This window comes from Pandoraea horticolens, from assembly GCF_902459555.1.
Taxonomy (GTDB): domain Bacteria; phylum Pseudomonadota; class Gammaproteobacteria; order Burkholderiales; family Burkholderiaceae; genus Pandoraea; species Pandoraea horticolens.
On the sequence record NZ_CABPSM010000002.1, the window covers coordinates 138,319 to 156,588 of the forward strand.

At 61.2% G+C, this 18,270-nt stretch carries 19 protein-coding genes; 14 read left to right on the forward strand and 5 right to left on the reverse strand.

Going from position 1 to position 18,270, the window contains the following annotated elements; translation table 11 throughout:
- Window positions 1–20: 20 nt before the first annotated feature.
- Window positions 21–1,118 carry a PQQ-dependent sugar dehydrogenase gene (locus PHO31112_RS04440; protein ID WP_150619765.1) on the reverse strand — a complete coding sequence of 366 codons (1,098 nt, stop codon included), beginning with the start codon at window positions 1,116–1,118 and terminating at the stop codon, window positions 21–23.
- A gap of 310 nt (window positions 1,119–1,428) precedes the next feature.
- On the opposite strand from PHO31112_RS04440, the gene rpsP reads away from it, so the two are divergent.
- The 6 genes from rpsP (at window position 1,429) to PHO31112_RS04470 (ending at window position 5,778) form a co-directional block, all read left to right on the forward strand.
- Window positions 1,429–1,680 (forward strand): 30S ribosomal protein S16, encoded by a 252-nt coding sequence (gene rpsP, locus PHO31112_RS04445; RefSeq protein ID WP_150612512.1) that lies wholly within the window; start codon window positions 1,429–1,431, stop codon window positions 1,678–1,680.
- A 129-nt stretch (window positions 1,681–1,809) separates the two neighbouring features.
- Window positions 1,810–2,460 (forward strand): ribosome maturation factor RimM, encoded by a 651-nt coding sequence (gene rimM, locus PHO31112_RS04450; protein WP_246177746.1) that lies wholly within the window; start codon window positions 1,810–1,812, stop codon window positions 2,458–2,460.
- Between the two features lie 60 nt (window positions 2,461–2,520).
- Window positions 2,521–3,291, forward strand: coding sequence for a tRNA (guanosine(37)-N1)-methyltransferase TrmD (trmD, locus tag PHO31112_RS04455; protein ID WP_150619406.1), 771 nt, complete (start codon window positions 2,521–2,523; stop codon window positions 3,289–3,291).
- 103 nt (window positions 3,292–3,394) lie between these two features.
- Window positions 3,395–3,784, forward strand: coding sequence for a 50S ribosomal protein L19 (rplS, locus tag PHO31112_RS04460; RefSeq protein WP_010807534.1), 390 nt, complete (start codon window positions 3,395–3,397; stop codon window positions 3,782–3,784).
- 233 nt (window positions 3,785–4,017) lie between these two features.
- On the forward strand, window positions 4,018–4,704 hold the full coding sequence (locus PHO31112_RS04465; protein ID WP_246177748.1) for a CoA pyrophosphatase: 687 nt from the start codon (window positions 4,018–4,020) through the stop codon (window positions 4,702–4,704).
- 135 nt (window positions 4,705–4,839) lie between these two features.
- Window positions 4,840–5,778, forward strand: a complete 939-nt coding sequence (locus tag PHO31112_RS04470) for a CobD/CbiB family protein (RefSeq protein ID WP_150619407.1) — start codon at window positions 4,840–4,842, stop codon at window positions 5,776–5,778.
- A 77-nt stretch (window positions 5,779–5,855) separates the two neighbouring features.
- Here the strand turns inward: PHO31112_RS04470 and rsgA are convergent, their stop codons facing one another.
- Both rsgA and PHO31112_RS04480 read right to left on the reverse strand, forming a co-directional pair.
- On the reverse strand, window positions 5,856–6,797 hold the full coding sequence (rsgA, locus tag PHO31112_RS04475) for a ribosome small subunit-dependent GTPase A (RefSeq protein ID WP_150619408.1): 942 nt from the start codon (window positions 6,795–6,797) through the stop codon (window positions 5,856–5,858).
- Window positions 6,794–8,041, reverse strand: coding sequence for a M48 family metallopeptidase (locus PHO31112_RS04480; RefSeq protein WP_150619409.1), 1,248 nt, complete (start codon window positions 8,039–8,041; stop codon window positions 6,794–6,796). The genes rsgA and PHO31112_RS04480 overlap by 4 nt, the downstream gene beginning before the upstream one ends.
- Before the next feature lie 102 nt (window positions 8,042–8,143).
- Between PHO31112_RS04480 and orn the strand changes: the two genes are divergently transcribed.
- The gene (gene orn / locus PHO31112_RS04485; RefSeq protein ID WP_150619410.1) at window positions 8,144–8,782 is read left to right on the forward strand and encodes an oligoribonuclease; all 639 of its coding nucleotides are present in this window, start codon (window positions 8,144–8,146) and stop codon (window positions 8,780–8,782) included.
- Between the two features lie 102 nt (window positions 8,783–8,884).
- On the opposite strand, the gene mog is transcribed toward orn, so the two are convergent.
- Together mog and yjgA are read right to left on the reverse strand one after the other, a co-directional pair.
- Window positions 8,885–9,505, reverse strand: a complete 621-nt coding sequence (mog, locus tag PHO31112_RS04490; protein ID WP_150619411.1) for a molybdopterin adenylyltransferase — start codon at window positions 9,503–9,505, stop codon at window positions 8,885–8,887.
- A complete protein-coding gene (gene yjgA, locus PHO31112_RS04495) occupies window positions 9,505–10,122 on the reverse strand; it encodes a ribosome biogenesis factor YjgA (RefSeq protein ID WP_425495160.1) in 618 nt (205 codons plus the stop codon). Before yjgA ends, mog begins: the two co-directional genes overlap by 1 nt.
- A 106-nt stretch (window positions 10,123–10,228) precedes the next feature.
- Between yjgA and pmbA the strand changes: the two genes are divergently transcribed.
- From pmbA to PHO31112_RS04530, 7 genes are all read left to right on the forward strand, one after another.
- Complete coding sequence (gene pmbA / locus PHO31112_RS04500; protein ID WP_150619413.1) at window positions 10,229–11,587, forward strand: metalloprotease PmbA; 1,359 nt, start codon at window positions 10,229–10,231, stop codon at window positions 11,585–11,587.
- Between the two features lie 219 nt (window positions 11,588–11,806).
- Window positions 11,807–12,958, forward strand: coding sequence for an ABC transporter substrate-binding protein (locus PHO31112_RS04505; RefSeq protein ID WP_150619414.1), 1,152 nt, complete (start codon window positions 11,807–11,809; stop codon window positions 12,956–12,958).
- A 130-nt stretch (window positions 12,959–13,088) separates the two neighbouring features.
- The gene (locus PHO31112_RS04510) at window positions 13,089–13,970 is read left to right on the forward strand and encodes a branched-chain amino acid ABC transporter permease (protein ID WP_150619415.1); all 882 of its coding nucleotides are present in this window, start codon (window positions 13,089–13,091) and stop codon (window positions 13,968–13,970) included.
- Between the two features lie 13 nt (window positions 13,971–13,983).
- Window positions 13,984–14,859 carry a branched-chain amino acid ABC transporter permease gene (locus PHO31112_RS04515; RefSeq protein WP_150619416.1) on the forward strand — a complete coding sequence of 292 codons (876 nt, stop codon included), beginning with the start codon at window positions 13,984–13,986 and terminating at the stop codon, window positions 14,857–14,859.
- Window positions 14,860–14,877: 18 nt separating this feature from the next.
- Window positions 14,878–15,678: an ABC transporter ATP-binding protein gene (locus PHO31112_RS04520; protein ID WP_150619417.1), complete on the forward strand. Its 801-nt coding sequence runs from the start codon at window positions 14,878–14,880 to the stop codon at window positions 15,676–15,678.
- Window positions 15,675–16,388 (forward strand): ABC transporter ATP-binding protein, encoded by a 714-nt coding sequence (locus tag PHO31112_RS04525; protein ID WP_150619418.1) that lies wholly within the window; start codon window positions 15,675–15,677, stop codon window positions 16,386–16,388. The genes PHO31112_RS04520 and PHO31112_RS04525 overlap by 4 nt, the downstream gene beginning before the upstream one ends.
- A gap of 417 nt (window positions 16,389–16,805) precedes the next feature.
- Window positions 16,806–18,245, forward strand: a complete 1,440-nt coding sequence (locus PHO31112_RS04530) for a sensor domain-containing diguanylate cyclase (protein ID WP_150619419.1) — start codon at window positions 16,806–16,808, stop codon at window positions 18,243–18,245.
- The last annotated feature ends 25 nt before the right edge of the window (window positions 18,246–18,270 follow it).

Sequence of the window (18,270 nt, forward strand, 5' to 3'; positions counted from 1 at the left end):
GGGCGGGTCATCAGCATGCCTCACGGTTTTCGGTAGGTGATGCGATAAATGGCGCCTGCATAGTCGTCGCTGATTAAGAGTGAGCCGTCCGGCAGGGTGAGAAGATCGACGGGACGGCCCCAGACTGATTCGTCGTTGCCTAACCAGCCTTGCGCGAACACTTCCTGCTTCGCGACGTTGCCTTTGGTATCGAGAACGACGCGCTCGACCCGGTAGCCAACCTTGCGGCTCCGGTTCCAGGAGCCATGTTCGGCAATAAAGATGCTACCGCGATAGGCCTCCGGGAACTGCTTGCCGGTATAGAACTTCATGCCGAGCGCAGCAACGTGCGCGCCCAGCTTCGCCATCGGCGGCGTGAAGGCCGAGCAGCGCTTCTCCTGTCCGAATTCCGGATCCGAGACGTCGCCGGCATGGCAATAGGGGAATCCGAAGTGCTCGCCAACACGAGTGAGTCGGTTGAGCTTGTCGTCGGGGACATCGTCGCCGAGCAGGTCGCGGCCGTTGTCGGTGAACCAGAGGGTATTGGTCCCGGGTTGCCAGTCGAATCCTACGGTGTTGCGCACGCCGCGAGCGACGACTCGCCAGTCGGTGCCGTCCGGCTTTATGCTGCCGATCATCGCGTAGCGGTTCTCGTCGCGTTTGCAAACATTGCAGGGGGCGCCAACGCCTATGTATAGACGTTGATCGGGGCCGAATGCCATATACCGCCAGCCGTGATGACTCTCGCCCGGCAGTTTGTCGTAGACGACGGCTGGCTTGCCGGGATTGTCGAGACGGTTCTCGATGTCGTCGAGTTTGACGATGCGGGAAACGGCAGAGATATAGAGTGCGCCGTTGCGCATGGCGACCCCAACGGGCATGTTCAGCCCGGAGGCCACGGTCCGGACTTTTGCGGCATAGGCGCGAGACGGGTCAAGGGTAATGGCATAAACGTCGCCCTGCGCCCGGCTGCCGACGAACAACGTGCCCTTCGGGCCAAGCACCATGCCTCGCGCACCGGGAACCTGGTCCGAGAGAACTTCGACGTGAAAGCCGGGAGGTAGCGTGAGGCGTTCGATGGGAAGGGCGTCGCGTGCGGTCGCAAACTGTGGCGCGACTGCCAGAGCTGCGCCGATCATCAGGCGGGTCCGGCGCGCGTATCGAACAAGGCGGCCGAGTGGCGTGTCGACCCGTGTCGGCCTTTGCCGCCGGAAGGGGGGGTACCATCCATCGAGAAATCGTCGCATGCCAGACTCGCTCCGCTCACAGGATGGCTGCATTGTAGTCTAGTGCCAGCGGGCGGCTCATGTTCCCCCCGTCGCTGGCCTAATAGGGGCGCGGCTGGGCGGGATGTGGCCGGTGCCGGGGGAAGTGTTTGTTTTGACGAGGGTTTTGCGCTATAATCACGCGTTTTCTGTTCGAACACTTCTGGATTCACAAGGATTTATTATGGTCGTTATCCGCCTGGCTCGCGGCGGCGCGAAGAAGCGCCCGTTCTACAACATCGTTGCAACCGACTCGCGTAACCGTCGCGATGGCCGCTTCATCGAGCGTATTGGCTTCTACAACCCGGTTGCTACCGAAGGCACGGAAGGTCTGCGTATTGCTCAAGACCGTCTGACCTACTGGCAAGGCGTTGGCGCGCAACTGTCGCCGACCGTGGCTCGTCTGATCAAGCAAGGCGCCAAGGCTGCTGCCTAAGCGCTTCGGCTAGTCGAGCTGTACGCATTGCTGTCGGTTTGCCGGCGGCATGAGAATTGAACGGCGGTGCCTGTTCCCGAGTGATCTGGAACGGGCGCCGCCGTGTGTTCGTCACAACGTTGGATTGGCATGGTTCGTTCCGCTCGACCCGCGCGTGAGCGGGTACCGCTGAAAATCGGTGCTGAGGCACGGCGTGCCGCTGGCATGCGCGCAGAGCAGGTGCTCGCCCCGGTGGCCGAAGTGCCCGACGATCTCGTCGAGCTGGGTTATATCGGCGACGCCTACGGGATTCGCGGCTGGATTAAGGTGCAGCCGCACACAGGTAAGGGCGATGGGCTCTTGGCTGCGGAATGCTGGTATTTCCGTCGTCCCGGTGAGTCGGTCTACACTAAGGCCAATGTGCTGCACAGCCGGGGGCATTCCGGTACGGTCGTTGCGCAATTGCGCGGCAGCGACAGCCGGACTGCTGCCGAGGCGCTCAAGGGCCTTCAGGTCTGGGTGCCGCGCAGTGCGTTCCCGAGCGCTGGCGAAGACGAGTTCTACTGGGTGGACCTGATTGGCGCCCAGGTAACGAATTTGCAGGACGAATCGCTGGGTAAGGTCGTCGGTTTGCTCGATAACGGTGTGCACACTGTATTGCGTGTCGTCTATGACGTGCCTGCCGCCGACGATAAGCCGGCGAAGACCGCCGAGCGGTTGATCCCGTTCGTAAGCCAATATGTGCAGACGGTCGATGTCGAGGCTGGACGCATTGTGGCTGACTGGGGTCTCGATTACTGAGATACCGATTGATCGCCCGGCCGTTGTTGCGTCCGGGCACCTCTGGACGGAACCGGTCTGATGCAGTTTGACGTCGTCACGCTCTTTCCCGAGATGTTTCGGGCGCTGACCGACTGGGGCGTCACCAGCCGGGCGCTCAAGCAGTCGCGCTACGGTCTGCGGTTTTGGAATCCGCGTGATTTCACGCATAACAATTACCGCACGATCGACGATCGGCCCTATGGCGGCGGCCCCGGCATGGTGATGCTCGCCAAGCCGCTTGACGATGCGATTATCGCAGCGAAAGCGGCGCAGGCTGAAGCCGGCGTGTCACGGGGTCGTGTGCTGTTGATGTCACCGCAAGGCAAGCCGCTCACGCACCGCCGGGTTGTCGAGTTGCGCGAACAGGAGCAGGGGCTGATTCTGCTCTGTGGCCGCTACGAAGCTATCGATCAACGTTTGATTGATCGAGTGGTGGACGAAGAGGTCAGCGTTGGCGATTTCGTGCTGTCGGGGGGGGAGTTGCCCGCCATGGCCTTGATGGACTCGCTGATCCGGCTGTTGCCGGGCGCGCTGAACGACGAACAGTCGGCCGAGCAGGACAGTTTCGTGAACGGACTGCTCGATTGCCCGCATTACACGCGGCCGGAAGAGTACGAAGGTGTGCGCGTGCCGGATGTGCTGTTGGGCGGGCATCACGCAGAGATTGAAAAATGGCGGCGCCGCGAGGCGTTGACCAATACCTGGCGCAAGCGTCCCGATCTGATCGAGAGCGCACGCGCCAACGGATTGCTCAGCCGTGCCGATGAGGCGTGGCTGGCAAGCCTGCGGGCCGATACGTCGGCCAAGTAGGTAGCGGGTGTCGTCATGGGGACGGCATTCGGTTTGAACCCATCCTCTGTCGGGGCCGGCATGCCGGTATATAACGCCGATACGATGGCACAAGGAGTGGTAAATGAATCTGATCGCTAAGATCGAGCAGGAAGAAATCGCGCGTCTGACCGCGAACAAGACGATCCCCGACTTCGCCCCGGGCGACACCGTGATCGTCAACGTGAACGTTGTGGAAGGCACGCGCAAGCGTGTGCAGGCTTACGAAGGCGTTGTGATCGCCAAGCGTAACCGTGGCCTGAACTCGGCGTTCATCGTTCGCAAGATTTCGTCGGGTGAAGGCGTTGAGCGTACGTTCCAGACGTACTCGCCGCTGATCGCCAGCATCGAAGTCAAGCGTCGTGGTGATGTTCGCCGCGCCAAGCTGTACTACCTGCGCGAGCGTTCGGGCAAGTCGGCACGTATCAAGGAAAAGCTCACGTTCAAGAGCAAGACCACTGCTGCTGCCGAGTAAATCGGACGCCGCTGCGCTTGGCGACCTCGTGGCCGGGCGCAGCCAAAGCCGCATGGAAAAAGCACCCTTCGGGGTGCTTTTTTCATTGTGCTGCGCCACATATATTTAAATGCGGCAGCGCGTCATCGCCATCGAATGCGTCGAATTGCCGGGGGATTGGCATTTTCTTTGCGTGTACGCATTTCTGGCTTCCTCGCTAAAATAGCAAAGTTCTCCCTCGTTCAAAGGTCTACGTGGCGCCGCCTCTCATTCTGCATCCTGAAGCGTTACCCATCGTCTCGACGGGCGAAGGGGAGCCCACGGTGCCGGCAGAGCGGTTGACCCCCGAAGCATTGCGAGACCGCCTTGCCAGTCCGCCGATCTGGACACCGGAGTCGGGTGCTATCGAGGTCGTCTCCCCGTCACTGTTCACGCCGCGCGCCGCCGCCGTGCTCGTGCCGCTGGTCATGCGTCCGCACGGCACCACGGTATTGCTCACCAGACGAACGCAACATCTCAGCACGCATGCCGGACAGGTGAGTTTCCCTGGCGGCAGCCGCGAGCCTGATGACCCCACGCCGATCGCGACAGCCCTACGCGAATCGCGAGAAGAAATCGGACTTGATTCGGGAGCGGTGGAAGTGATCGGCCGCTTGCCGGACTACATCACGGGAACGGGTTTTCGCGTCGCCCCGGTCGTGGGTCTGGTCAAGCCGCCATTCGATCTTGTCGCCGATGCTGGTGAAGTGGACGAGATTTTCGAGGTTCCGCTCGATTTCCTGATGGACCCTGCACATCATCAGATCCGCGTTTTCAACTATCAGGTGGGCGAGCGTCGCTTTTACGCGATGCCTTATCCGAAGCCAACGGGGGGAGAGTATTTCATCTGGGGCGCGACGGCCGGCATGCTGCGTAATTTTTACCAACTCTTGCGGGCCTGATGCGAAAGGCGAATCGTTTTTGCGCGTTGTCTGCTCGAATGGTGAAGTGAGTGCGCCGCAGAGGCGCTTGGGGCGGGCATTCGCGAGAAGCTGTGCTATCGTTACACCATTCCGTCTGGTGATCTGAACGCACGCATGACATTCTTTTCGGTACTCCTCGCGCTGATCCTCGAGCAGGTGCGTGCGCTCTCCACGCAAAACCCGATCTACAACCTGATTCGCTCCCACGCGATCCACACGTCGCAGACCTTCGATGCGGGGCAGCCGCGTCACGGTGTGCTGGCGTGGATGGTCGTCGTGTTGCCGTTTGTGCTGGCGGTCGGCGTCATCTATTACCTGCTTATGCGGGTGAATATTTTCCTGGGCTTCGCCTGGAACGTGTTCATCGTTTATCTGACGATGGGATTCCGTCAGTTCAGTCACTACTTCACTGACATTCACGTCGCACTGAACAACGACAACGTGAACGAGGCGCGTGAGATCTTGCGCCAGTGGATTGGTATCGACACGGTCGACATGCCGGTGGACGAAATCGTGCGCCACACGCTGTTGCATGCGGTCATTGCCTCACATCGTCACGTATTCGGCGTGTTCTTCTGGTTCCTGATGCCGGTTGGTCCGGCGGGGGCGGTGCTGTACCGCCTTGCGGAATACCTGTCGCGACGTTGGACGGAAAACGCGCCTGATCGTAGCCCGGCGTTCGGCGCCTTTGCACGCAAGGCGTTCTATGTCATTGACTGGGTGCCGGCACGTTTGACGGCGATCGGTTTTGCTATCGTCGGCAACTTTGAAGACGCGATTTACGCATGGCGTCACTACGCAAAGCAGTGGCCGAACGAAAACGAAGGCATTCTGCTGGCGGCGGGTAGCGGTGCCCTCGGCGCGCGACTCACGGGGCCGTTGGCGGAAGTCTCCAGCGTCGACGCGCTTAATCAAGTCGATGACGCTGTCTTGCCGGTCGGCAGCGAATGCACGCCTCGCACGCTTCAAGCGGCCGTGGGTCTGGTGTGGCGCGCTGTCCTGTTGTGGATGCTCCTGCTGTTGCTCCTGACCCTCGCTGTGTGGCTGGGCTGATAGTTCAAGCGGCAGCACCTATGAAAAACCCCGCAGAGGCGGGGTTTCTTATTGCGGATCGGAGTCTGAGGGACGCCTCAATATGGGATCTGTTGCTCCGATTCGTGGACGAGCTGTGCGTAAAGCGCATGCCGCTGTTTCGAGATCCGTCCGTCGGCGACGGCCTCAAGAATGGCGCAACCCGGCTCTTTCAGGTGATGGCAGTTGTAGAACCGGCACCCGGTGAGCAGCGGGCGAAACTCGGGAAATGCACGCTCCAGCGCCCCTTCTTTGAGGTGGTGCAGACCAAACTCCTGAAAGCCCGGTGAGTCGATGAGCAGGCCGCCTTCGGGCAGATGGAAGATGCGTGTGAAGGTAGTCGTGTGCTTACCTGAGTTCAACACCGTAGAGATTTCGCGCGTTGCAGCGTCGGCGTCGGGCACTACGAGATTCACGAGGCTGGATTTACCCATGCCCGATTGCCCGAGCAACAACGATGCCTGATGCGCGAGGCGCGGCAGCAACAACCGCGTCGCAGTGTCCGGATCGGCGCGCACGGAAAGCTCCAGCACCTCGTAACCCAACGCGCGATATGGCGCCAGGCGCTCGCGCGCTGCAGGCAGGGCATCCACCACATCCGTCTTGTTGAGCACGATCAACGGGCGCAACTCATTGGCTTCGGCGGCCACGAGCGCGCGGCCGAGCAGATCTTCGCTGAAGTACGGTTCGGTCGCCAGCATAATGACCAACTGGTCAATGTTGGCGGCGAAGAGCTTGCTTTTGAACTGGTCCGAACGATAGAGCAGATTGCGGCGCGGCAGAATCTCTTCGATGACCCCCTGATCGCCCGTGCGGGCCCAGGCAACTTCGTCGCCAACGGCAATTTCGCTTTTTTTGCCGCGCGGGAAGCACAGCACCGTTTCGCCATCGTCGGCTTCCACGACATAGTGGCGGCCGTGGGCTGCCGCCACACGGCCGTGGCGTCGTTCCTGGTCTGTCGTCTCGACCGGCGTGGCCTTACTTCTGCTGTTTCGCTTCATGCATGCCCCAGCAGACGGTCGATGCGCTGGGATGCAGGCGGATGCGAGTAGTAGAAAGCGGTGTACACCGGGTCGGGCGTGAGCGTTGATGCGTTGTCCTGGTAGAGCTTCACGAGGGCATTGATCAGATCACTCGCTTGGGTCTGGCTGGCGGCGAACGCGTCGGCCTCGAATTCGTGCTTGCGAGACGTCAGGCTGTTCAGCGGGCTCGCGAAGAAGCCGAACACGGGCAGCACGAGGAAGAACAGCACCAGCGCCAACCCATTGTTGCTGCCGGTCATCAATGGCATCACGCCGAGTTCGGTGTAGAACCACGTGCGTCCGGCCAGCCATCCAAGCAGAGCAAGGAACGCCAGCGATAACGCGAAGGCGGTGATCAGACGTTGGGTGATGTGGCGGCGCTTGAAGTGGCCCAACTCGTGCGCCAGCACAGCTTCGATTTCTGCGGGGGAGAGTCGCTCGATCAGCGTATCGAAGAACACGATGCGCTTGGCGCGGCCGAATCCGCTGAAGTACGCGTTGCCGTGTGCCGAACGCTTCGAGCCGTCCATCACGAAGAGGCCACGAGCTGCGAAACCGCATCGCTGCATGAGTCCTTCGATGCGTTGTGCCAGCGATGCGTCCGAGAGCGGTTCGAACTTGTTGAACATCGGTGCGATCACGTGCGGGAAGATGAACTGCACGAACAGGTTGAACGCGACCCACACGATCCAGGTGTATATCCACCACAGTGGCCCCGCGCGTTCCATCAGCCACAGCACGACAAAGAGCAGCGGCAGCCCGAGCACGATGCCGATGGCCGTGCCCTTGAGCAAGTCGGCAATGAATAGCCCGAGTGACATGTGGTTGAAGCCGAACCGCTGTTCGATCACGAACTGCCGCACGTAAGTGAAGGGCAGGTCGACGATGCCGGAGATCAGCAGGACGGCGGCGATCAGCGCGATCTGGCCCACATACCCTTCGCCGAGCCATTCCGAGATGCCGATGTGCAGTAGATTCAGCCCGCCAAGCAGTGTGAATGCGACGAGCAGCACCGCCTGAGCGAAGATCTCCGCCATGCCCAGGCGCGTGCGAGCGACCGTGTAATCGGCGGCGCGCTGGTGGTCGGTCAGCGTGATCGTGTCGGCGAACCGCTCGGGGACGGCCGCCCGATGGGCGACCACGTGGCGAACCTGACGAGCGGCCAGCCAGAGTTTGGTCATGACCATCGCCAGCAGGAAGATCACGAAGAGATAAGTGAACATGCGCTTAAGAAGAATCCGAAGTATGCGAGAATTATAAGTTCTTTCGACCGGCCAGGCGCCGCGCCGGTCGCCTACCGATGCGTTTTCCAGAGTCTTCCGATCATGTCTGTCACTCCATCCCAAAATCCCACGTCTGCCGCTGCAGAGACGACGCTCGCACGGGCCGAGTTCAATTTGGTCTGGCTCGACATGGAAATGACCGGTTTGCAGCCCGATAGCGACCGGATTATCGAAGTGGCGGTCGTCGTCACGGATTCTGCGCTGACGCGTCGTATCGAAGGACCGGTCTTCGCGATTCATCAGTCGGACGCCGTTCTGGACGGCATGGACGACTGGAACAAGTCGACGCATGGCCGTTCGGGGCTGATCGACCGCGTGAAGGCGTCAACCGTTGACGAAGCCTCGGCCGAAGCCCAGTTGATCGAGTTCCTGTCCCAGTACGTACCGCCGAACAAGTCGCCGATGTGTGGTAACTCGATCTGTCAGGATCGCCGTTTCATGGCGCGGTACATGCCCAAGCTCGAGGCGTTCTTCCACTACCGGAATCTGGACGTCAGCACGCTCAAGGAGCTGTGCCGGCGCTGGGAACCCACGGTCTACAAGGGCTTTACCAAGCGCGCGGCTCACACTGCGTTGGCCGACATCCACGAGTCGATCGACGAATTGGTGTATTACCGCGAGCATTTCCTGAAAACGGCCGTGCCCGGCGCACCTGACACCCCGGCATCGGCCCCGGCCTGATGCCCTGATGCCCGCCGCATGATAACGAACGCCAGCGATATCGCTGGCGTTTTGTTTTGGATTACCGAACCGGGCGATCCGGAAAATCAGGATGGCAGACGGTCACGCCGATTTCGGTGCGCGAATCGCGCTTTTGGGGCGGAAGGCTTTGCAGATGCCTTCGTCCGTCTCGATGTACGGCCCGCCGATCAGGTCGATGCAATACGGCACGGCGGCAAAAATGCCGGGCACGACCGACTTGCCGTCGGCGTCGCGCAACCCTTCGAGGGTTTCCTTGATCGACTTGGGCTGACCAGGCAGGTTGACAATGAGCGCGGCGTGATCTGCCGTCTCGCGGATCACGGCCACCTGGCGCGAGAGGATCGCAGTCGGTACAAAGCGAAGGCTGATCTGGCGCATCTGCTCCCCGAAGCCCGGCATTTCCTTCGTGCCCGCGCGCAGCGTGGCTTCCGGCGTGACGTCGCGCCGCGAGGGTCCTGTTCCTCCGGTCGTGAGCACCAGATCGCACGCCATGGTGTCGACAAGCTCGATCAGCGTTGCGGTGATGCCATCGGCGTCGTCGGGAATCAGGCGGGTTTCGGCCACCCACGGTGAGGCGAGCGCGCTGGCAAGCCAGTCCTTGAGCGCCGGGATGCCCTGATCCTCGTACGTGCCCTGACTCGCCCGGTCACTGATCGAGACGAGGCCTACGCGGAGTTCGTCCGGATGTGAGCGCGCGATCATCAATCTTCCTCACGAGTTGGGAATTCCGGCAAATCGTTATCCGCATTTTCCGAAGACTCGGCGGTACTGGGCGATCCGGTGCCAAGCAGGTCCTTGAGGGCCTGGAACAGTTCACGGAAGGCCTTGGGCGGCTTTTGCGCAGCCTGTTCACGGCGAGCATTGCGAACGAGCGTGCGCAGTTGCTGAGCATCGGCCCCCGGATGCTGGGCGAGCAGCTCGGTGAGGGCTTCGTCCTTGGTCAGCAGGCGTTCGCGCCAGCGTTCGAGCGCGTGCAGCTTGGCCGTTTCCGCCTTCGAGACACCGTTGATGACATCCAGGGCGCGGCGAATTGCTTCGACTTCGGACTCATCGAGGGTGCGCATTTGCTTGCCCACGTACTGCATCTGTCGACGGCGGCCTTCGTGTGCGGTGATCTTGCGGCAGTCGCGGACGGCCCGTTCAAGGTTATCGGGCATAGGCACGCGGGCGAGCGCGTCCTTGCCAAGGTTGACCAGTTCTTCGCCCAGATCCTGGAGGGCATGCGACTCGCGCTTGCGCTGGGATTTGCTCGGGCCTTCGTCGGCAAGCTCGCTGTGGGCGATACGGTTAAAGCGTTGAATGTGCGTCATGGGCGTTATTGTAACGCGGCGCGCGCCGTCCAAATAGTTGCTGGGCCCACGCACGACGGTGGGGAAGTCGCGCTAAGATGGCGGTTCCTATTCAGCCACTGACCCAATCGCGCCGATGTCCCAAGCGACCCAGCACTTCACGCATACCCAGGATCAACTCAAGGAAATCGTCAGCGACGTACTGCAATACGCCCGTTCGCTCGGCGCAACCGATGCGGCCGCCGAAATCTCTGAGGGCGACGGTCTGTCGGTCTCGGTGCGGCGCGGCAAGGTCGAGACCATCGAGCGCAACCGCGACAAGCTCGTGGGCGTGACGGTCTTCATCGGTCAGCGTCGCGGCAACGCCAGCACGTCGGACTTCTCGCGCAAGGCATTGCACGACACGGTCGACGCCGCCTACAACATCGCCCGTTTTACGGCGGAGGATGACTGTGCCGGGCTCGCCGAGTCCGAACTGCTGGAAATGCATCCGCGGGATCTGTCGCTGTTCCATCCGTGGCGCATCACGGCGGATGAAGCGGTGGAACTGGCGCGTCGCGCCGAGAAGGCGGCGCTCGACGTGAGCCCGGTCATCCGCAATTCCGAAGGCGCGAGCGTGTCGGCGCAGCATTCGCAGTTCATGCTCGGCACGACCCGTGGTTTCCTCTCGGGCTATCCGTATTCGCGCCATTACCTGTCGGTTTCGCCGATCGCGGGTTCGGGCAGCCATATGCAGCGCGACGACTGGTATTCGTCCAAGCGCGCTGCCGAGGATCTGGCGTCGCCCGAGGCGGTGGGCCGCTACGCCGCCGAGCGTGCGCTGGCGCGCCTGCACGCCCGCAAGCTCTCCACACGCAAATGCGCTGTGCTGTTCGAAGCGCCACTCGCCGCCGGTTTGCTGGGGGCGTTCGTGCAGGGGGTGAGTGGCGGCGCACTGTACCGCAAGGCCACGTTCCTTGTCGACACGCTGGGCAAGCCGGTGTTCGCCGACCACGTGGGCATTCACGAAGATCCGCATGTGCCGCGTGCCATGGGCAGTGCCCCGTACGACGAGGAAGGCGTGAAGACGCGCGCACGCGATGTCGTGAGCGACGGCGTGGTCCAGGGCTACTTCCTTTCAACGTACTCGGCGCGCAAGCTGAGTATGCAGACGACCGGCAACGCTGGCGGTTCCCACAACCTGCGCATGTACAGCAAGCTCACGGCGCCGACGGACGACTTCCGTGCGATGTTGCGCAAGCTGGGTACGGGCCTGCTCGTTACCGAACTGATGGGGCAGGGCGTGAACTACGTGACGGGTGACTATTCGCGTGGCGCGTCGGGCTTCTGGGTCGAGAACGGCGAGATTCAATACCCGGTTGAGGAAATCACGCTGGCGGGCAACCTGACCGACATGTTTCGCCAGATCGTTGCGATTGGGGCCGATACGCTCGTGCGCGGTACGAAAGAGGTCGGGTCAATCCTGATTGAACAAATGACCATCGCCGGTCATTGATGCTGCAAAAAGCCGTTATGGCGCGATAAACGCGTTGCGTTTATGCGCCATAACAATGCAAAAACCCTTTGCCCCGTGTCCGGTACAGGCGGTTTGCGTTATCCTTAGGAGTTTTCTTAAGCCGTGGCTTAAGAACAGACACGGTAGTTAGGGTAATGGGCGCGCTCATAAGGCGCGCCTTCTCATAACTAGAGACTAGGTATTGGAGGAAGAGGACTCATGAAAAGCACCATGACCAAGTTGCTGAGCGCGCTTGTCGCTACGGGGATGGTGGCTGCGGCCCACGCAGCCGATCTGAAGATTGGTGTGGCCGAAGCACTGTCGGGCGGTGCTGCGCAATATGGCGCGGCCATCAAGAACGGTTTCCAGCTGGCTGCTGACGAAATCAACGCTGCCGGCGGCATCAATGGCAACAAGCTCGTCCTTCAGGTTGAAGATGAGCAGGGTAAGAAGGAAGAGGCGATCAACGTCTTCAAGAAGTTGATCTTCCAGGACAAGGTGCTCATGGTGTTCGGCCCGACGCTGTCGAATTCGGCACAGGCTGCCGATCCGATCGCACAAGCCGGCAAGACGGTGGCGTTCGGTACGTCGAACACGGCTGACGGCATTACGTCGATCGGCGACTTCATCTTCCGCAACTCGGTGACGGAAGCCGACGTGCTGCCGGAGACCATCAAGGTGGCGGCCAAGCACACGGGCATCAAGAAGGTTGCGGTGCTGTACGGTAACGACGACGTGTTCACCAAGAGCGGCTACGACAACTTCAAGAAGGCGCTTGAGGATCTGAAGATCCCGGTCACGACGACCGAAACGTTCGCCAAGGGCGACGTGGACTTCAAGGCACAGCTCACGAAGATCAAGGCGAGCAAGCCCGACGCCATCGTGCTGTCGGCGCTGATTGCCGAAGGTGCGCCGATCATGGTGCAGGCCCGCCAACTGGGTATCAACGTGCCGTTCATTGGTGGTAACGGCATGAACTCGGTCAAGGTGTTCGATCTGGCCAAGGGCAGCTCGGATGGCCTGTGGGTGGGTAGCCCGTGGTCGATCGAGAACAACACGCCGGCCAACACGAAGTTCATCGGTGCCTACAAGGCCAAGTACAACGTGACTCCGGATCAGTTCGCGGCGCAGGCGTATGACGCGATGTACATTGCGGCTGGTGCCATCAAGAACGTGAAGATCTCGGGCAACCTGGAAGCGGATCGTAAGGCACTGCGCGACGCGTTGCCGAAGGTTACGCACGAAGGTGCTACGGGCAAGTTTGCGTTCCGTCAGGCCATGGGCAAGAACGGCAAGCCGGCTGGCTACGATGCGCAACAGGCACCGATCGTCAGTGTGACGAAGGGTGGCAAGTACGTCATCGAGAAGTAAGCAGCCCGGCAGTACTTGAAGAAGTCCGCATGGGCGTAGGGCCGAAAGGCGCTACGCCCATCGGCGTTTCTGGCGCACGCCGTACCCCCTTGCGGTGCGTGCCTTTGTCCCTCAGGCTGGAATACACACCATGCTGGAACAGCAACTCGTCAACGCGCTCTCCCTCGGGTGCGTGTACGCCTTGTTCGCGCTCGGGTTCACACTCGTGTTCGGCATCCTTGGCGTCATCAATCTTTCGCACGGCGCGGTCTTCATGGTCGGCGCCTATGCGGCACTGCAAGCCGTCGTGCGTCTTCATCTGCCGCTTTGGGCGGCCATCCTGACGGCGGTTATCGTGGCCGGCTCGCTGGGTTTGCTCATCGACGTGCTGGTGCTCAAGCCGTTGCGCAAACGCGGCGCGCCTCACCTGATCCCGATGATCGCCACCATTGGCGTGGGCATTCTGCTCAACAACGGTGTGCAGGGCATTTTCGGTGCGGAAAATCTGCGTTTCCCGTACGACGTCGTGTCGCAGGAGACCCTGACGGTCGCCGGCGTTCACATGACGGTGCTCGAACTCGCGATCATCTTCATCTCGTTTGCGCTCATGGCCGTGCTTATCGCCACGATCAAGAAGACGCAACTGGGCCGCGCGCTGCGTGCCATCGCCGAATCGCCGAAGGCAGCCTATTTGCTCGGGATCAACGTCGAGGGTCTGTTCCTGGCGACGTCGTTTGCGGCGGCGGGGTTGGGTGGCATGGCTGGCGTGCTGATCGGGTTGTACTCCAACGCGGTGTTCCCGCTGATGGGGCAGCCGATGCTGCACAAAGGTATCGCGGTGATCATTCTGGGCGGTATGGGCGACATCCGTGGTGCGATGATCGGTGGCTTGTTTCTTGGCTTTGCCGAGGTCATGTCGGTCGCGTACATCGGTTCGAACATGCGCGACGCTGTGGCGTTCGGCCTGCTGTTCCTGATCCTGCTGGTGCGTCCGCAGGGGTTGTTCGGCAAAGTGCTCGAACGCAAAGCGTAATCACGGGGGCGCAATGGACTGGTTCAATAATTTCTGGGCGGTTTACAGCAATCTGGTGCTGACTCTTGGCACCAACGCGTTGCTGGCCCTGTCGATTTACCTCACGCTCTCGTGCGGCATGCTGGCCATGGCCAATGCGGCGTTCATGGGCATTGGTGCCTACACCGCCGCGTTGCTCACGATGAACTACGACACGCCGTTCGCGGTGTCGCTCGCGGGTGGCATGGCGGCGCCGGCGCTTGTCGCGTTCATCATCGGCAAGCCGACGCTGCGTCTGTCGGGTGTGTATCTGGCGATGGCGACGCTCGGCTTCGGTGAAGTCGTGCGTGTGCTGATTCTCAACACCGAAGACCTGACAGGCGGTGCGTTGGGCCTGAACGGCATTCCGCAGCTCACCCAGTGGTGGCACGTGGCGGCTGCCGTGGTGATCGTACTGGCCGCGCTGTGGCGTCTGCGCCGCTCGAAGGTCGGTCGTGCCTTCGAGGCCATCAAGGAAGACGAGACGGCAGCGGGCCTCATGGGCATCAATGTCACGGGCTACAAGATGCTGGCGTTCGTGCTGGGGGCGGTGCTTGCCGGGTTGGCAGGGGCGCTCAATGCGCATCTGACGTTCTTCATCGGACCGAACGAATTCGGTTTCGACCGTGGCGTCGAGATTCTGACGATGGCAATTCTGGGCGGTATCAACGGATTGGTGGGGCCTGTACTGGGCAGCACCATTCTTACGTTGTTGCCCGAATTGCTGCGTGCGTTCAACGACTTCCGCCTTGTGGTCAACGGCCTGATTCTGGTGCTGATCGTGCTGTTTCTGCCCAAGGGTATTTGGGATCCGATGCGATTTCGCCGTTGGTTCCGTGCCGACAAGGCGCGTTCGGCCTCTTCCACGTAAGCGGACGGGGGACACGACATGCTCAAGCTTTCCAATATTTCCAAACGATTCGGTGGATTGCACGTTCTGCAGGACGTGAACATCGAGGTGCCGCAGGGCACCATCTTCGGTCTGATCGGCCCGAACGGTGCGGGTAAGACGACCGTTTTCAACCTGATCACCGGCCTGTTGCAACCGACGGGCGGCAGCATCACGTTCGACGGCGAGAGTCTTGTGGGGCAGAAGCCGCACAAGATCACGCAGCGGGGCATTGCCCGCACGTTCCAGAACATTCGCATCTTCAAGGAGATGACGCTGATCGAGAACGTGGTGGTTGGCATGCACCGCCATCTTTCCTACGGCCCGGCTGGCCTGCTGCTTTCGCTGCCGGGTTTTCGGGAGATGGAGAAGCGATCGCGCGAGCGCGCTCACGAGTTGCTTTCGTGGGTAAAGCTCGATCACAAGGCGTACGACATTGCCGACAACCTCTCGTATGGCGACCAGCGCAAGCTCGAACTGGCGCGTGCGCTTGCGACCGAGCCCAAGCTGTTGCTGCTCGACGAGCCGGTGGCGGGCATGAATACGGGTGAGAAGGTCGATCTCATGAGCGAGATCGAGAACATCAAGGCGCGTGGTTACACGATTTTCATGATCGAGCACGACATGCGCTTCGTGATGGGGTTATGCGAACGCATCGCGGTGTTGAACTTCGGCCGCATCATTGCCGAGGGCAACCCTGACGAGATCAAGCACAACCCGCAGGTCATCGAGGCATATCTTGGCCGTGATGACGACGACGATATGGCTGCGCTTGCGGCTGGCGCGGAGGACAAGGCATGAGTGTGTTGCTCGAAGTGAAGGGCCTGAAGGTGGCCTATGGGCATATCGAAGCGGTGAAAGGTGTTGATTTCTCGTTGCGCGAGCATGAAATCACTTCACTTGTGGGGGCCAATGGCGCGGGCAAGTCGACGACGCTGCTGGCGCTGTCCGGACTCATCAAGAGGCAGTCCGGTTCGATTCTGTTCCAGGGCGAAGAGATAGGTGGTTTGGCGCCGAACAAGATCGTGCAGCGCGGCTTGGTGCAGGTGGCGGAGGGCCGAGCTACGCTTACGACAATGTCGGTACGCGAGAACCTCGAGCTGGGCGCCTACACGCGTAGAGACAAGCAGAACGTGAAGCCGGATCTGGACAAGGTGCTGGAGCGATTCCCGCGACTGGCGGAGCGAATCGACCAGATGGCGGGCAACTTGTCGGGGGGCGAGCAGCAGATGTTGGCGATTGGTCGTGCATTGATGGCGCGTCCGCGCTTGCTGTTGCTTGACGAGCCGTCGATGGGTCTCGCGCCGATCATCGTGCAGGGCATTTTCAGCACATTAAAAGAGATCAACGCGGATGGGCTGACCATTTTCCTGGTGGAGCAGAATGTGAGGCAGGCGTTGAAAATCGCGCAACACGGTTACGTGCTGGAGACTGGCAAAGTGGTGTTGGAGGACACGGGCCGCAACCTGCTGGGTAACCCTCGAGTACTGGAAGCGTACCTAGGCGGTTGAGTACTTCAAAAAGCACATAACCCCTCATCCAGGTGAGGGGGGGGAGAGCGGACGACGTAGACAATGCGGCGTCGACGGGTTATCTGACGATAGCTGGTCGACGCCGTTTTTTGCATGGGGGGGGGGGAAGGAACAGACTCCCGAAGGCGAGGGTGGAGACGGATCGGGGCTCCTTTCTGCAGCGAGTTGGGTTTATGTCTGAGAGGCGGAAAGGGGCCCCGATCCGTCTGGAGGGGGGTGTTAAGGGTAAGTCAGAGCGACAATCGAAGAGAAAAAAAGGCACATTGGCAGGGGGGATGAATTGGTGCATGCTGCGGCTAAACGGTAGTCGGAAGGGGGGGGCGTTCACGGTGCCACATGATGCCGGGGCTGCATGGGGCTGCACGGGGCTTCGAAAAAACGGCGAAGGGGACGGACATGGACGGCTTTCTGATGGAGCGGGCATCGAGGGGGCAGCGGGCATTGGCTGGCTGTTTGGCGATCGCGATCCTTGCCGCTCTGATATTGACGGCACCGCGGGCGACGGCGGCGTTGCCGGCGGTCGCGCCATTTTTGCCCATGTGCGGGTTGACCGTGTTCACGACGGCGGCGATTGCATCGTTTCTGTTGGCGGCGCAGTTTCAGGTGAGCCGGCTACCGGTGTTCGGGCTGCTTGCCGGTGCCTATGCGTTCACGGCGTTGACCGTTGCAATGCAGTTGTTGACGTTCCCGGGCCTGTTCTCGCCGCAGGGTTTATTTGGTGCGTTTCCGACGACATCCGGCTGGATCTGGGCGATTTGGCACATGGGTTTTCCCTTGCTTGTGCTCATCGCCATGATCTCGCGGCGTCTTTTCGTGTTGCAGTCCGTGACGCAATTGCTACCGACGGGGCGGGCGTTGTGGCTTTTCGTCGGCTTGCCGCTGATCGTAGGTGTGTTGCTCTGCGTGACGGTATTGGCCGTGCAGTTGCCGCCGGCGCTGGCACAGGCGACGGCACCGGGGGACTTCTCCGCGCGGGGCGCGGGCGTGGTGTTGCTGGTGGTGAATCTCGTCGCGCTGGGTGCCGTGCTGGCGATCGGCCGTCTGCGTACCGTGCTGGATTTGTGGATGGCGCTGGCAGTCCTTGCGTGCGTGACGGACACCGTGCTCAGCCTGATGAGCACCGTGCGATTCTCGCTGGGCTGGTACATGGCGCGGCTGTTCAGCATGTCGGCGCCGGGGTTACTCGTTTGCGTGCTCGTATGGGAAGTCTCGCGGTTGTATCGAGAACTCACGCGTGCGCATCTGCGATTGATCGAATACAGCAACCGCGATGCGCTCACCGGCATCTTCAATCGTCGCTACTTCAACGACCGGTTTCCGCAGGACTTCGAGCAGGCACGTCGCTCCGGGCACCCGTTATCGCTGTTGATGATCGACGTCGATTACTTCAAGCGTTACAACGACCAGTACGGCCACCCCGTGGGTGACGAGTGCCTTGAGCATGTCGCGCTGGCCATCATGCGGGCGACGCATAGGCCGGCGGATATCGTGGCGCGTTACGGTGGCGAAGAGTTCGTGATCGTTCTGCCCGAAACCGATGCGAGTGGCGCATATTTCGTCGCCACGCGTGTAACGGAGGGCGTGCGGGCGTTGGCGAGGCCCGCTCCGGGGCCACGGGGGGTTGTGACCGTCAGTGTCGGGTGTGCGACGCACGTGCCACAGCAGGGGAATGCCGGCGATACGCCGGAGCGCCTGATCGCATTGGCCGATGAAGCGTTGTACGCGGCCAAGCGCCTCGGCCGTGACCGCGTGTATGTTTCCGAGGGAATTGTGCCGGAGGCCGACGGTGGAGGCGGTGCGGCAGCGCATGTGCCGCACGCCAACCTGCACGTCTGACCCGGATGCCCGGCGTGAGAACGAG